Source organism: Streptomyces cinerochromogenes, from assembly GCF_014648635.1.
Classification (GTDB): Bacteria; Actinomycetota; Actinomycetes; order Streptomycetales; family Streptomycetaceae; genus Streptomyces; species Streptomyces cinerochromogenes.
On record NZ_BMRM01000017.1, the window covers coordinates 1 to 12,798 of the forward strand.

Below are 12,798 nucleotides of genomic sequence, written 5' to 3' on the forward strand. Positions count from 1 at the left end.
TTCCCTTCGGTCTTGCGTTTCCGACTCTATCAGATCTTTTCTCGATCCGATTTCCTCGATGCTTTCCAGGTTCCCGCTCTCGCGTTTCCCTTTCCGGCGGTTCCGACTTTATCAGAAGTACTGAGTCGGTTTTCCCACCCGCTCCGGGCATCCGTGTCCAGCGCGTGAAGTGCTGGGGTTCCCGGTCGGGCGGAGCCGTAAACGTACTGGAGCGGGGCGCCCCGATGCAAATCGAGGGGCCCCGCTCCGGACGTACACCGCCGGTGCGTCAGACCTCGACGACCACGGGCAGGATCATCGGCCTGCGGCGATAGGTGTCCGAGACCCACTTGCCGAGGGTCCGGCGGACGAGTTGCTGGAGCTGGTGGGGCTCCACGACGCCGTCCTGGGCAGATCTCTCCAGGACCTCGGTGATCTTCGGAATGACGTCGGTGAAGGCCGAGTCCTCGATGCCGGAGCCGCGCGCCTGGACGTGCGGGCCGCCGGTGATCTTGCCGGTGGAGGCGTCCATGACCACGAAGACCGAGATGATGCCCTCGTCGCCGAGGATCTTGCGGTCCTTCAGTGCCGGCTCGCCGACGTCGCCGACCGAGAGGCCGTCGACGTAGACGTAACCGGCCTGGACCTTGCCGGAGATCTTGGCCTTGCCCTCGACCAGGTCGACCGCCACGCCGTCCTCGGCGATGACGATCCGGTCGTGCGGGACGCCGGTCAGGGCACCCAGCTCGGCGTTGGCCCGCAGGTGGCGCCACTCGCCGTGGACCGGCATGAGGTTCTTCGGGCGGCAGATGTTGTAGAAGTACAGCAGCTCGCCCGCCGACGCGTGGCCGGAGACGTGCACCTTGGCGTTGCCCTTGTGGACGACGTTGGCGCCCCAGCGGGTCAGGCCGTTGATCACGCGGTAGACCGCGTTCTCGTTCCCGGGGATGAGGGACGAGGCCAGGATGACCGTGTCGCCGTCGACGATCCGGATCTGGTGGTCCCTGTTGGCCATGCGGGACAGGGCCGCCATCGGCTCGCCCTGGGAGCCCGTGCAGACCAGGACCACCTCGTGGTCGGGCAGGTCGTCCAGCGTCTTGACGTCGACCACCAGGCCCGGCGGCACCTTCAGGTAGCCGAGGTCCCGGGCGATGCCCATGTTGCGGACCATGGACCGGCCGACGAAGGCGACCCGGCGGCCGTACTCGTGGGCCGCGTCCAGGATCTGCTGGATGCGGTGGACGTGGCTGGCGAAGCTCGCCACGATGATCCGCTTGCGGGCGCCGGCGAAGACCTGCCGCAGGACGTTGGAGATGTCGCGCTCGTGCGGGGTGAACCCGGGGACCTCGGCGTTCGTGGAGTCGGTGAGGAGGAGGTCGATGCCCTCCTCGCTCAGCCGCGCGAAGGCGTGCAGGTCGGTGAGGCGGTTGTCCAGCGGGAGCTGGTCCATCTTGAAGTCGCCGGTGTGGACCACCATGCCGGCGGGGGTGCGGATGGCGACGGCCAGGGCGTCCGGGATGGAGTGGTTGACGGCGATGAACTCGCAGTCGAAGGGGCCGATGCGCTCGCGGTTGCCCTCCGCCACCTCCAGGGTGTACGGCCGGATCCGGTGCTCCTGCAGCTTGGCCTCGATGAGGGCCAGCGTGAGCTTGGAGCCGATCAGCGGGATGTCCGGCTTCTCGCGGAGCAGGAAGGGGACACCGCCGATGTGGTCCTCGTGGCCGTGGGTGAGGACGATGCCCTCGATGTCGTCCAGACGGTCCCGGATGGACGAGAAGTCCGGCAGGATCAGGTCGATTCCGGGCTGCTCCTCCTCCGGGAAGAGCACTCCGCAGTCGACGATCAGCAGGCGGCCGCCGTACTCGAAGACCGTCATGTTCCGGCCGATCTCACCGAGGCCGCCGAGCGGGGTAACGCGCAGGCCGCCCTTGGGGAGCGGCGGCGGCGGGCCGAGTTCAGGATGCGGATGACTCAAAAGACTCTCCTCAGCACGCGCGCCACGTACCGGTACGGCACGTGGCGCGCATGACGTTTCGTGCGGAAGCAGTTGTCGTTGTGGGGTGCAGGCACCGGTGGCCTGCGTGTTCTGTTGTTCTTCAGTTGTGAAGCCCCTGTGGTGCCAAGTCTTTAATCAGAGCTGTACCCCGCCGGCAGCAAGATCGATCTTGAGCTGGGCGATCTCCTCGGGCGAGCACTCGACCATGGGTGAGCGCAGCGGTCCGGCGGGCAGGCCCTGGAGGGCGAGGGCGGCCTTGGTGGTCATGACGCCCTGCGTGCGGAACATGCCGGTGTAGACCGGGAGCAGCTTCTGGTGGATCTCGGTGGCCTTGACGACGTCACCGGAGACGTACGCGTCGACCAGGGCGCGCAGGTCGGGGGTGACCAGGTGGCCGACGACCGAGACGAAGCCGACCGCGCCGACGGAGAGCAGCGGGAGGTTGAGCATGTCGTCGCCGGAGTACCAGGCGAGGCTGGACTGGGCGATGGCCCAGCTGGCGCGGCCGAGGTCGCCCTTGGCGTCCTTGTTCGCGACGATCCGGGGGTGCTCGGCGAGCCGGACGAGGGTCTCGGTGCTGATCGGGACGCCGCTGCGGCCGGGGATGTCGTAGAGCATGACGGGCAGGCCGGTGGCGTCGGCGACGGCCGTGAAGTGCCGGTACAGGCCCTCCTGCGGGGGCTTGTTGTAGTACGGCGTGACGACCAGGAGGCCGTGCGCGCCGTCGCGTTCGGCCTGGCGGGCCAGCTCGATGCTGTGGTGGGTGTCGTTGGTGCCGACGCCGGCGACGACGTGGGCACGGTCGCCGACGGCCTCCAGGACGGCTCGTACGAGGTCCGATTTCTCCGCGTCGCTGGTGGTGGGGGACTCGCCGGTGGTGCCGTTGACGATCAGGCCGTCGTTGCCTGCGTCCACCAGGTGGGCGGCGAGCCGCTGCGCGCCGTCGAGGTCGAGTGCGCCGTCCGCCGTGAAGGGCGTGACCATGGCGGTGAGGACCCGCCCGAAGGGGGTCTGCGGAGTGGAGGTCGGAGCCATGGGTAACACGCTACTCGGTGCTCGATACGAGGTGTGCCCTTGGGGTGCCGGGAAAGTCAGGACAAAGTGGAGCCCGGCACTGCCTGCTCGGGGGTTCAAGCAGTGCCGGGTCCGTTTGATCAGGCTAGATGAACTTCTCTAAATGCCGCAATACGGACACTTCGCGAGGCTGACCCGTACATCCGTTCCGACAGGGGAACAAGGCTTCGCTACGGGGCCACACGCCCGTTCGCGTTGAAGGCGGCGTACGTGAGCGGCATGAGCTTCGCCCACTCCGCCTCCATCTTCTCGCCCACCATCTCGATCTCCCGCTGCGGGAAGGACGGCACCTTGGCCAGTTCGTGCTGGGTGCGCAGGCCGAGGAAGTGCATCAGGGAGCGGGCGTTGCAGGTGGCGTACATCGAGGAGTAGAGGCCGACGGGGAGGGCGGCGCGGGCGACCTCGCGGGCGACGCCGTCGGCGAGCATCTTCTGGTAGGCCGTGTACGCCTGCTCGTACGACTCGCGCAGGGCGCCGGTGACCGCCTCGTGCTGGGCGGGCGTGCCCTCCACGAAGACGTACTTGCCCGGGCGGCCCTCCTGGACGAGCTTGCGGGACTCGTCGGGCACGTAGAAGACCGGCTGCAGCTCGCGGTAGCGGCCGGACTCCTCGTTGTAGGACCAGCCGACGCGGTGCCGCATGAACTCGCGGAAGACGAAGATCGGGGCGCTGATGAAGAACGTCATCGAGTTGTGCTCGAACGGGCTGCCGTGCCGGTCGCGCATCAGGAAGTTGATCAGGCCCTTGGAGCGCTCGGGGTCCTTCTTCAGCTCGTCCAGGGACTGCTCGCCGGCGGTGGAGACACGGGCGGCGAAGAGCACGTCGGCGTCGGAAGCGCTGGACTTCACCAGCTCGACGGTGACGTCACTGCGGAACGTGAGCGACTCGGGGGTGGTCACGGGGGTAGGGGTCCTTCCCATTACTTCTGTGGTTGCCGACCACCTTACGGGGCACCCGGCGCGGCCCGGGGCGCTGCCTCGGCGCCTCGCCCCAAAAAACGCACCCGCGATTTTTTCGGACATGGGCACCTTTTGTGTCACTCACGCGTCTGTACCGGTGAGGCATGCACGTTCGATCTTCGACCCCGAGAGGAGCGGCGACCACGATGTTCCGTCGGCGCGAGCCCGTACCCTTCGCCTTCCTGGCCGAGGCGGAAAGGTTCCGCAGTAATGTCACTCCCCCGCCCCGTCGGCGGGCGTCCGTCGGTGAGATAGCCGGGCGCTGGCTGCTGGGCCTCACCCTCGTCGCCGGGCTCGTGGGAGCCCTGGTCCTCGGCATGCCGGCGCTCTCCACGCAGTCCGGTACACCGGCTCAGCAGTCCCAGGCGTCCCAGGGGCACTGAGGCGGAGGCCCTTACTCTTCCGGACGCCCACGGCTGGTGGGCGACAACGGGGCCGGATAGCCTCACGGCACAGCTCCCGTGAGGACCGAGTGAGGACCAGCCGTGCCCCTGCCCTTCCTGACGGCCGACCGCACCTTTGATTCGGCGGCCGAGAGTGCGCTGCCGTACGACGACCCCGACCGCTGGCGCCGCCCCTACCGGCCCGGTCCCTGGCGGGTGGGTGTGTCGGCGCTGGTGCTGCTGCTCGCCTCGTTCGTGCTGTTCGCGGCGGTTCTCACCGCGCTGACCGGCTCTCCTTCCACCGCCGCGGTGGTGCTCGGCGCGGGTCTGGCGATCGTCGCCGGCGCGCTGCGGCTGCTGCGCATGGGCGTGTGGGTGAGCGGGCGCGGGCTGCGCCGCACCGGCTTCCTGGTGACGCGGACGGTGCCGTGGGCGCGGGTCGTCTCCGTGCGGACGGTGCAGCAGCCGGTGCGCTGGCTCGGGCTGCCGCGGACGGTGCAGGGGCAGGCGCTGGCGCTCGTACGCAAGGACCGGCCCGCCGAGGACACCCCGCCGCTGCTCACCACGCACAGCCTGGACTTCCTGGGCCGGCCGGTGGCCTTCGACCGGGCGGCGGACACGGTAGAGGCGTGGGCCGCGGAGAACCACCGCGGCTGAAGGGGCGCGCCCCGCCGGAGCGGGGCGCGCCCCTTCACCTCAGGTGGTGTGCGCCCGTTCGCCTCAGGCGCGCGCCGGTTCGCCTCAGGCGCTGACGGGGCGGCCGTCGTGCAGGGCGATGGCGCGTTGCATCGCCTTGCGGGCGCGGGGGGTGTCCCGGGCGTCGTGGTAGGCGACGGCGAGGCGGAACCAGCAGCGCCAGTCGTCGGGGGACGCCTCCGTCTCGGCCTTGCGCTTGGCGAAGACCTCGTCGGCCGAGTCGCGGTCGATCCGGCCGCTGGGCAGGCGCTTCAGTTCGTCGACCGGGAGGCCGCCCTCGGCCTCCAGTTCCTCGGCGAGGGCGTTGGCCCTGCGGACGAACTGGGTGTTCTTCCACAGGAACCACAGGCCGATGACCGGCAGGATCAGCACCGCCACCCCGAAGGTGACGGTGAGGAGCGTGCCGGACTGGATGAGCATCACGCCGCGGCTGCCGACCAGGACGAAGTAGAAGACCAGGACGGCGGCCGTGACGAGATAGGTGATCTTCGCGCGCATGACGTCGCCGGGCTCAGCTCAGGTCCAGGAAGTGTTCCAGGCCGAAGGTGAGGCCCGGAGTGGTCACCACGCGGCGCGCGCCGAGCAGGATGCCCGGCATGAAGCTGCTGTGGTGCAGCGAGTCGTGCCGGACGGTCAGGGTCTCGCCCTCGCCGCCGAGCAGCACCTCCTGGTGGGCCAGGAGGCCGCGCAGGCGGACGGAGTGGACCGGGACGCCGTCCACGCTGGCGCCGCGGGCGCCGTCCAGGGCGGTGACGGTGGCGTCCGGCGCCGGTGCCGTGCCGGCCGTCCGGCGGGCCTCGGCGATGAGCTGGGCCGTGCGCGTGGCGGTGCCGGAGGGGGCGTCCACCTTCTTCGGGTGGTGCAGCTCGATCACCTCCACCGATTCGAAGTACGGCGCGGCGATCTGCGCGAACTTCATCGTCAGCACGGCCCCGATGGAGAAGTTCGGCGCGATGAGCACGCCGGTCTCCGGGGACTGGGCCAGCCAGCCCCTCAGCTGCGCGAGGCGGTCGTCGGTCCAGCCCGTCGTGCCGACCACGGCGTGGATGCCGTGGCGCACGCAGAAGTCGAGGTTGCCCATGACCGAGGCGGGGGTGGTCAGTTCCACGGCGACCTGGGCGCCGGTGTCCGCCAGCGTCTCCAGCTTGTCGCCGCGGCCGAGGGCGGCGACCAGCTCCATGTCCTCCGCGGCCTCGACCGCCTTGACCGCCTCGGACCCGATCCGGCCCTTGGCACCGAGGACCGCCACGCGCAGCTTGCTCATGTTCCTGCTTCCTAACCGGTGGTGTTTCAGGCGACCGCGTCGTGCAGCCGGGAGGCCTGCTTGTCCTTGAGCGGGCCGATGACCGACAGCGACGGACGCTGTCCCAGGATGTCGCGGGCGACGGAGCGGACCTCGTCGGGGGAGACCGCGGCTATCTTCGCCAGCATGTCGTCCACGGACATCTGCTCGCCCCAGCACAGCTCGCTCTTGCCGATACGGTTCATCAGCGCGCCGGTGTCCTCCAGGCCCAGGACCGTGGAGCCCCTCAGCTGGCCGATGGCGCGGGCGATCTCGTCGTCGGTCAGGCCGTTCTGCGCGACGTGGTCGAGTTCGTCGCGGCAGATCCGCAGCACGTCGTGGACCTGGCTGGGCCGGCAGCCGGCGTAGACGCCGAACAGGCCGCAGTCGGCGAAGGCGGAGGTGTACGAGTACACGCTGTAGGCGAGGCCGCGCTTCTCCCGGACCTCCTGGAAGAGGCGGGAGGACATGCCGCCGCCGAGGGCGGTGTTGAGCACGCCCATGGCCCAGCGGCGGTCGTCGGTGCGGGCGAGGCCGGGCATGCCGAGGACGACGTGCGCCTGCTCGGTCTTGCGGGCCAGCAGCTCGACCTTGCCGAAGGTGCGGATCGTACGGCTGCCGTCGCGCGGGGCGATGGGCCGGGCGGCCTGGTCGGTGAGGGCGCCCGCCTTCTCGAAGGCCGCGCGGACCTGTCGTACGACCTTGTTGTGGTCGATGTTGCCGGCGCAGGCGACCACCAGGTGGGTGGGGTCGTAGTGCTTCTTGTAGAAGCGGCGGATGCGGTCGGCCGTGAGGGCGTTGACCGTGTCGACCGTGCCGAGGACCGGGCGGCCGAGGGCGTTGTCGCCGAACATGGTGTGCGCGAACAGGTCGTGCACGCAGTCGCCGGGGTCGTCCTCGGTCATGGCGATCTCTTCGAGGATCGCGCCCCGCTCGACGTCGACGTCCTCTTCGAGGATCAGCGAGCCGGTCAGCATGTCGCAGACGACGTCGATGGCGAGGGGCAGGTCGGCGTCGAGCACGCGCGCGTAGTAGCACGTGTACTCCTTGGCCGTGAACGCGTTCATCTCCCCGCCGACCGCGTCGAGCGCGGAGGAGATGTCCAGGGCGCTGCGCTTGCGGGTGCCCTTGAAGAGCAGGTGCTCCAGGTAGTGCGTGGCGCCGTTCAGGGCCCGGGTCTCGTCGCGGGAGCCGACGTGCGCCCAGATGCCGAAGGTCGCGGAGCGGACCGAGGGCAGGGTCTCGGTGACGATGCGCAGGCCGCCCGGGAGGGTCGTCTTGCGGACCGTGCCGATGCCGTTGCGGCCCTTGATGAGGGTTTGGGTACGGGCGACGGCCCGCGCCTCCGAGGAGGGGCGGGCCGTCACCTTCGAGCTACGGGACGTCACTGCTCGGCGTCGTCCTTCGAGGTCTCGTCGCCTTCCTCGCCCTCGATCACCGGAACGAGGGAGAGCTTGCCGCGGGAGTCGATCTCGGCGATCTCGACCTGGACCTTCTGGCCCACGCCGAGGACGTCCTCGACGTTCTCCACGCGCTTGCCGCCGGCCAGCTTGCGGATCTGCGAGATGTGCAGCAGACCGTCCTTGCCGGGCAGCAGGGAGACGAACGCACCGAAGGTGGTCGTCTTCACGACCGTACCCAGGTAGCGCTCGCCGACCTCCGGCATCGTCGGGTTGGCGATGCCGTTGATCGTGGCGCGGGCGGCCTCCGCCGAGGGACCGTCGGCGGCACCGATGTAGATCGTGCCGTCGTCCTCGATGGTGATCTCGGCGCCCGTGTCCTCCTGGATCTGGTTGATCATCTTGCCCTTGGGGCCGATGACCTCACCGATCTTGTCGACCGGGATCTTGACGGTGATGATCCGCGGGGCGTGCGGGCTCATCTCGTCGGGCCGGTCGATGGCCTCCATCATCACGTCGAGGATGTGGAGGCGGGCGTCGCGGGCCTGCTTGAGGGCCGCGGCCAGGACGGAGGCCGGGATGCCGTCCAGCTTGGTGTCGAGCTGGAGGGCGGTCACGAACTCCTTGGTGCCGGCGACCTTGAAGTCCATGTCGCCGAAGGCGTCCTCCGCACCGAGGATGTCGGTGAGGGTGACGTAGTGCGTCTCGCCGTCGATCTCCTGGGAGATCAGGCCCATGGCGATACCGGCGACCGGGGCCTTCAGCGGCACACCGGCGTTCAGCAGCGACATGGTGGAGGCGCAGACCGAGCCCATGGACGTCGAGCCGTTGGAGCTCAGCGCCTCGGAGACCTGGCGGATCGCGTAGGGGAACTCCTCGCGCGTGGGCAGCACCGGCACCAGAGCGCGCTCGGCGAGGGCGCCGTGGCCGATCTCGCGGCGCTTCGGGGAGCCGACGCGGCCGGTCTCGCCGGTGGAGTACGGCGGGAAGTTGTAGTTGTGCATGTAGCGCTTGCGGGTCACCGGGGAGAGGGTGTCCAGCTGCTGCTCCATGCGGAGCATGTTGAGGGTGGTGACGCCCAGGATCTGGGTCTCGCCACGCTCGAACACCGCGGAGCCGTGCACCCGCGGGATCGCCTCGACCTCGGCGGCCAGGGTGCGGATGTCGGTGACACCGCGGCCGTCGATGCGCTTCTTCTCCTTGATCACGCGCTCGCGGACCAGCTGCTTGGTGAGCGAGCGGTACGCGGCGGAGATCTCCTTCTCGCGGCCCTCGAACTCCGGCAGGAGCTTCTCGGCGGCCAGAGCCTTGACGCGGTCCAGCTCGGCCTCGCGCTCCTGCTTGCCGGCGATGGTGAGCGCCTGGGCCAGCTCGGGGCGGACGGCGGCGGTCAGGGCCTCGAACACGTCGTCCTGGTAGTCCAGGAAGATCGGGAACTCGGCGGTCGGCTTGGCGGCCTTGGCGGCGAGGTCGGCCTGGGCGCGGCACAGGACCTTGATGAAGGGCTTGGCGGCCTCCAGACCGGCGGCGACGACCTCCTCGGTCGGCGCGTCGGCGCCGCCCTCGACCAGCTTGATGGTCTTCTCGGTGGCCTCGGCCTCGACCATCATGATCGCGACGTCGCCGTCCTCCAGGACACGGCCGGCGACGACCATGTCGAAGACGGCGTCCTCCAGCTCGGTGTGGGTCGGGAAGGCGACCCACTGGCCGCGGATCAGCGCGACGCGGACGCCGCCGATCGGGCCGGAGAAGGGCAGACCGGCCAGCTGCGTGGACGCGGACGCGGCGTTGATCGCCACGACGTCGTACAGGTGGTCGGGGTTGAGCGCCATGATCGTGGCGACGACCTGGATCTCGTTGCGCAGGCCCTTCTTGAAGGACGGGCGCAGCGGGCGGTCGATGAGGCGGCAGGTGAGGATGGCGTCCTCGGACGGCCGGCCCTCACGGCGGAAGAAGCTGCCGGGGATCTTGCCGGCGGCGTACATCCGCTCCTCGACGTCCACCGTCAGCGGGAAGAAGTCGAGCTGGTCCTTGGGCTGCTTGGAGGCGGTGGTGGCCGACAGCACCATGGTGTCGTCGTCCAGGTACGCCACGGCGGAGCCGGCGGCCTGCTTGGCCAGGCGGCCCGTCTCGAAGCGGATGGTGCGGGTGCCGAAGGGACCGTTGTCAATGACGGCCTCGGCGTAGTGGGTCTCGTTCTCCACTAGCGTTTTCTCCGTTACTTATCGTCTTTCGTCCCTTGGCTGCCCGTGTGGCAGGGGGACGGTGGCGGAGAAGCGCTCCGTGCGGTGCGGGCCGGTCTTCGATCGAAGCACCCGGGGCTCGCTTCCCCCCGGGGGCCACTACCGAGGACCGGCGGCGGCTAGGTGCGCTCCTCCTCGTTCTGTCGTTCTGTCGTGCTCTTCGTGCTGTGCCGTACGTCGCCGTGCTGCGCCGTACGGCGTTCCGTGTCGTGCGTACTGCGTTGTGCTACCACACTACAAAGCGTGAGTGACACTCCGCACGTTCCGCACGTACGACGAAGGGAGCGGTCCCCGAGTCCTCCCGGGAACCGCTCCCCTCACGGCGTCTTACTTGGCGCCCGCCGCACCGCGGCGGATGCCGAGGCGGTCGACCAGCGCACGGAAGCGCTGGATGTCCTTCTTCGCCAGGTACTGGAGAAGACGGCGGCGCTGACCGACGAGGATCAGCAGGCCACGGCGGGAGTGGTGGTCGTGCTTGTGGGTCTTGAGGTGCTCCGTCAGGTCGGAGATCCGACGGGAGAGCAGAGCGACCTGGACCTCGGGGGAGCCGGTGTCACCCTCCTTGGTACCGAACTCGCCGATGATCTGCTTCTTCGTAGCGGCGTCGAGCGACACGCGTACTCCTCATAGTCTGTTGAGTGCCACCGAGTGCCCCCGGTCTACGTCTCGGGGGAGCTTCCGTTACTCGGGAGGCGGGATCCGCTGGGCGCGGCCTCCAGAACACGCGGTTCCGGGGGTGCGTACACAAACGGCCGTCACTCAGGGTACCAGGACATGGCGGGGGTCTTACGACGGGTGGCCGAACCCGCCTGGTGCGGCCGCACCGGCCACTAGGGTGAGCGCGGGACCGTACCTAGCGCGGGAAGGGGTTCGCTGCACGATGGCGGAGACGGAAGCGGAGATCAAGGCACGCAAGGAGCGGGAGCGGGACGAGCTGTACGCGCTCGACATCTCGGGCGTCGAGTGGCACTGCGCGCCGGGCACGGAGGAGCACGAGGAGCGGGTCGAGATCGCGTACCTGCCCGGCGGAGCGGTCGCGATGCGTTCCTCCCTCGACCCGGACACCGTGCTCCGCTACACCGAGGCCGAGTGGCGGGCGTTCGTGCTGGGGGCCCGGGACGGCGAGTTCGACCTGAAGCCCATGGCTCACAACGGGGGCCTGGACGTGCAGTGAGCCGCACCGGCGCACGGCGCCGGTGACGACGAACCGGGCCCCGGCTCCGTGTGGAGCCGGGGCCCGGTGTCGCACCTGGGGGTTATGAGCTGGTCATGGCGCGCGCGGTGGCGTACACGTCGAAGACCGCCAGGGTCAGCGGGATCAGGGTGAGCAGGACGAAGCCCTCGCAGATCTCCAGGAAGCGGCCCCAGAAGGGGGTCAGCCCGCCGCGGGACAGGATCAGGCCCAGGGCCGTCACCAGGGCGGTGGCCAGGGCGATCACCGCGATCAGCCAGATGGTGCGGATCTCGAGGTCGGTGCGGTCACCGGCCAGGGCCGCGCGCATGATGTGCTGCGGCGGGTTGAGGGCGAGGCCGAGGCCCAGCAGGACCAGCGAGGCCAGGCCGGCGGCCAGTACGGAGGCGACCTGGGCGGTGTAGCGGAAGAGGCTCGCGCGCATGAGCATGGCGACGCCGGTGGCGAGCGCGAGCAGCTGGGCCCAGATGTCGTCCGAGAAGCCGAGCACGGCCGACGCGCCGACGGCGACCAGCGCGCAGCCGCCGACCAGGCCGACGAGGAGTTCGTGGCCGCGCCGGGCCTGTGCCTCGATGCGCTCGGTGTCCACCGGCTCCTGCGCGGTGGAGTCGGCGCCGTAGGCGGGGCGGGGGGCGCCGCTGCTCGGGTTCTCGAAGCCGATCGGCAGTCGGGCGAAGCGCATGGACATGCCGGGCAGGAAGGCGAGGGCGCCGACGGCGACGGGTGCGCACAGGCCGGCCATCTCCGTGGGCGCCCAGTCGGTGAGGGTCGCGACGAAGACGACGATCAGGGCGACCGTCGAGGCGAACACGAAGGCGACGAAGGGGCCGTCACCGTGGGGTGCGCACAGGGTGAGGATCAGGGCGGCGACGAGGACGGCCGCGCACGCCAGCAGGAACTGGAGTCTGCCGATGCCCTCTCCGCCGCTCAGCGGGAGCAGTCCGCTGCCGGCGACACCGATGTTGGGCAGCGCGCCGAGGCCCAGGGCGACGGAGGAGCCGCGGTCGTCGTAGACGCGGGCGCGGACCGCGGAGAGCACGACCAGCAGGACGCCGGTGACGGCGGCGAGGATGCCGGCCAGGCCGTGCATGTCGTGCAGCGGATCGGAGGTCCAGGCGACGAACGCGAGCAGCGCGGGCAGTACGCCCCCGCCGACGAGGCCCGCGGCCCGGGTCAGGTCGCCGCTCCACAGCCGGTGCTGCTTGGTGACGGCGGAGGCGACCGCCTCGGCGACGTCGTCGAAGACCGCCGGCGGCAGGGACTCCGCGAACGGGCGCAGGGTGAGGAGTTCGCCGTCGAGGATGCGCTGGGCGGCGAAGGAGCGGGCGCTGTCCAGCACGGTGCCGTCGGTGCGGACGAGGTGGTAGCCGACCGGGGCGCCCGCCGCGGGGCTCTGCTGGGACAGCCGGAGGATCTCCGGATAGAGGTCGGCGACCGGGACGTCGTCGGGCAGTGCCACGTCGATGCGGCTGTCCGGCGCGACGATGGTGACCCGGCAGAAGCCGAGTCCGGTGCCGGACCCGGAAGGGGCTCCCGTCCCGGGTCCGCCGGTGGCGGCGGCCGTCATGCTCACCTGCTGCTCCCCCTCAGTGGT

12 protein-coding genes are annotated in these 12,798 nt (G+C 70.1%); 3 read left to right on the forward strand and 9 right to left on the reverse strand.

Going from position 1 to position 12,798, the window contains the following annotated elements; all coding sequences use genetic code 11:
• Window positions 1–268 precede the first annotated feature (268 nt).
• The 3 genes from IEZ20_RS28830 to thyX all read right to left on the reverse strand — a co-directional run bounded on the left by IEZ20_RS28830 (window position 269) and on the right by thyX (window position 3,969).
• The gene (locus IEZ20_RS28830; RefSeq protein ID WP_189304059.1) at window positions 269–1,954 is read right to left on the reverse strand and encodes a ribonuclease J; all 1,686 of its coding nucleotides are present in this window, start codon (window positions 1,952–1,954) and stop codon (window positions 269–271) included.
• Window positions 1,955–2,110: 156 nt separating this feature from the next.
• Complete coding sequence (dapA, locus tag IEZ20_RS28835) at window positions 2,111–3,010, reverse strand: 4-hydroxy-tetrahydrodipicolinate synthase (RefSeq protein ID WP_189304062.1); 900 nt, start codon at window positions 3,008–3,010, stop codon at window positions 2,111–2,113.
• 209 nt (window positions 3,011–3,219) lie between these two features.
• Window positions 3,220–3,969, reverse strand: coding sequence for an FAD-dependent thymidylate synthase (thyX, locus tag IEZ20_RS28840; RefSeq protein ID WP_189304064.1), 750 nt, complete (start codon window positions 3,967–3,969; stop codon window positions 3,220–3,222).
• 185 nt (window positions 3,970–4,154) lie between these two features.
• Here thyX and IEZ20_RS28845 point away from each other — a divergent pair, with 185 nt between their 5' ends.
• On the forward strand, window positions 4,155–4,391 hold the full coding sequence (locus IEZ20_RS28845) for a hypothetical protein (RefSeq protein ID WP_189304066.1): 237 nt from the start codon (window positions 4,155–4,157) through the stop codon (window positions 4,389–4,391).
• A 102-nt stretch (window positions 4,392–4,493) separates the two neighbouring features.
• Window positions 4,494–5,048, forward strand: a complete 555-nt coding sequence (locus tag IEZ20_RS28850; RefSeq protein ID WP_189304068.1) for an SCO5741 family PH domain-containing membrane protein — start codon at window positions 4,494–4,496, stop codon at window positions 5,046–5,048.
• Window positions 5,049–5,132: 84 nt separating this feature from the next.
• On the opposite strand, the gene IEZ20_RS28855 is transcribed toward IEZ20_RS28850, so the two are convergent.
• The 5 genes from IEZ20_RS28855 to rpsO all read right to left on the reverse strand — a co-directional run bounded on the left by IEZ20_RS28855 (window position 5,133) and on the right by rpsO (window position 10,627).
• Entirely contained in the window at window positions 5,133–5,585 is a 453-nt protein-coding gene (locus IEZ20_RS28855; protein ID WP_189304070.1) for a tetratricopeptide repeat protein, read from the reverse strand.
• Window positions 5,586–5,598: 13 nt separating this feature from the next.
• Window positions 5,599–6,351, reverse strand: coding sequence for a 4-hydroxy-tetrahydrodipicolinate reductase (gene dapB / locus IEZ20_RS28860; protein WP_189304072.1), 753 nt, complete (start codon window positions 6,349–6,351; stop codon window positions 5,599–5,601).
• 26 nt (window positions 6,352–6,377) lie between these two features.
• Complete coding sequence (locus tag IEZ20_RS28865; protein WP_189304074.1) at window positions 6,378–7,757, reverse strand: M16 family metallopeptidase; 1,380 nt, start codon at window positions 7,755–7,757, stop codon at window positions 6,378–6,380.
• A complete protein-coding gene (locus tag IEZ20_RS28870; RefSeq protein ID WP_189304076.1) occupies window positions 7,754–9,973 on the reverse strand; it encodes a polyribonucleotide nucleotidyltransferase in 2,220 nt (739 codons plus the stop codon). The genes IEZ20_RS28865 and IEZ20_RS28870 overlap by 4 nt, the downstream gene beginning before the upstream one ends.
• A 366-nt stretch (window positions 9,974–10,339) precedes the next feature.
• Window positions 10,340–10,627, reverse strand: coding sequence for a 30S ribosomal protein S15 (gene rpsO / locus IEZ20_RS28875; protein ID WP_030177470.1), 288 nt, complete (start codon window positions 10,625–10,627; stop codon window positions 10,340–10,342).
• 265 nt (window positions 10,628–10,892) lie between these two features.
• On the opposite strand from rpsO, the gene IEZ20_RS28880 reads away from it, so the two are divergent.
• Window positions 10,893–11,186 (forward strand): DUF397 domain-containing protein, encoded by a 294-nt coding sequence (locus tag IEZ20_RS28880; RefSeq protein ID WP_030657600.1) that lies wholly within the window; start codon window positions 10,893–10,895, stop codon window positions 11,184–11,186.
• A gap of 82 nt (window positions 11,187–11,268) precedes the next feature.
• Here the strand turns inward: IEZ20_RS28880 and eccD are convergent, their stop codons facing one another.
• Window positions 11,269–12,771, reverse strand: coding sequence for a type VII secretion integral membrane protein EccD (gene eccD / locus IEZ20_RS28885; RefSeq protein WP_189304356.1), 1,503 nt, complete (start codon window positions 12,769–12,771; stop codon window positions 11,269–11,271).
• Between the last annotated feature and the right edge of the window lie 27 nt (window positions 12,772–12,798).

What these genes read in the sequence shown, in the direction of transcription:
- dapA (WP_189304062.1), bottom strand. Translation starts at nt 3,010, where the DNA reads ATGGCTCCGACCTCCACTCCGCAGACCCCCTTCGGGCGGGTCCTCACC.
- thyX (WP_189304064.1), bottom strand. Translation starts at nt 3,969, where the DNA reads ATGGGAAGGACCCCTACCCCCGTGACCACCCCCGAGTCGCTCACGTTC.
- IEZ20_RS28845 (WP_189304066.1), top strand. Translation starts at nt 4,155, where the DNA reads ATGTTCCGTCGGCGCGAGCCCGTACCCTTCGCCTTCCTGGCCGAGGCG.
- IEZ20_RS28855 (WP_189304070.1), bottom strand. Translation starts at nt 5,585, where the DNA reads ATGCGCGCGAAGATCACCTATCTCGTCACGGCCGCCGTCCTGGTCTTC.
- dapB (WP_189304072.1), bottom strand. Translation starts at nt 6,351, where the DNA reads ATGAGCAAGCTGCGCGTGGCGGTCCTCGGTGCCAAGGGCCGGATCGGG.
- IEZ20_RS28880 (WP_030657600.1), top strand. Translation starts at nt 10,893, where the DNA reads ATGGCGGAGACGGAAGCGGAGATCAAGGCACGCAAGGAGCGGGAGCGG.
- eccD (WP_189304356.1), bottom strand. Translation starts at nt 12,771, where the DNA reads ATGACGGCCGCCGCCACCGGCGGACCCGGGACGGGAGCCCCTTCCGGG.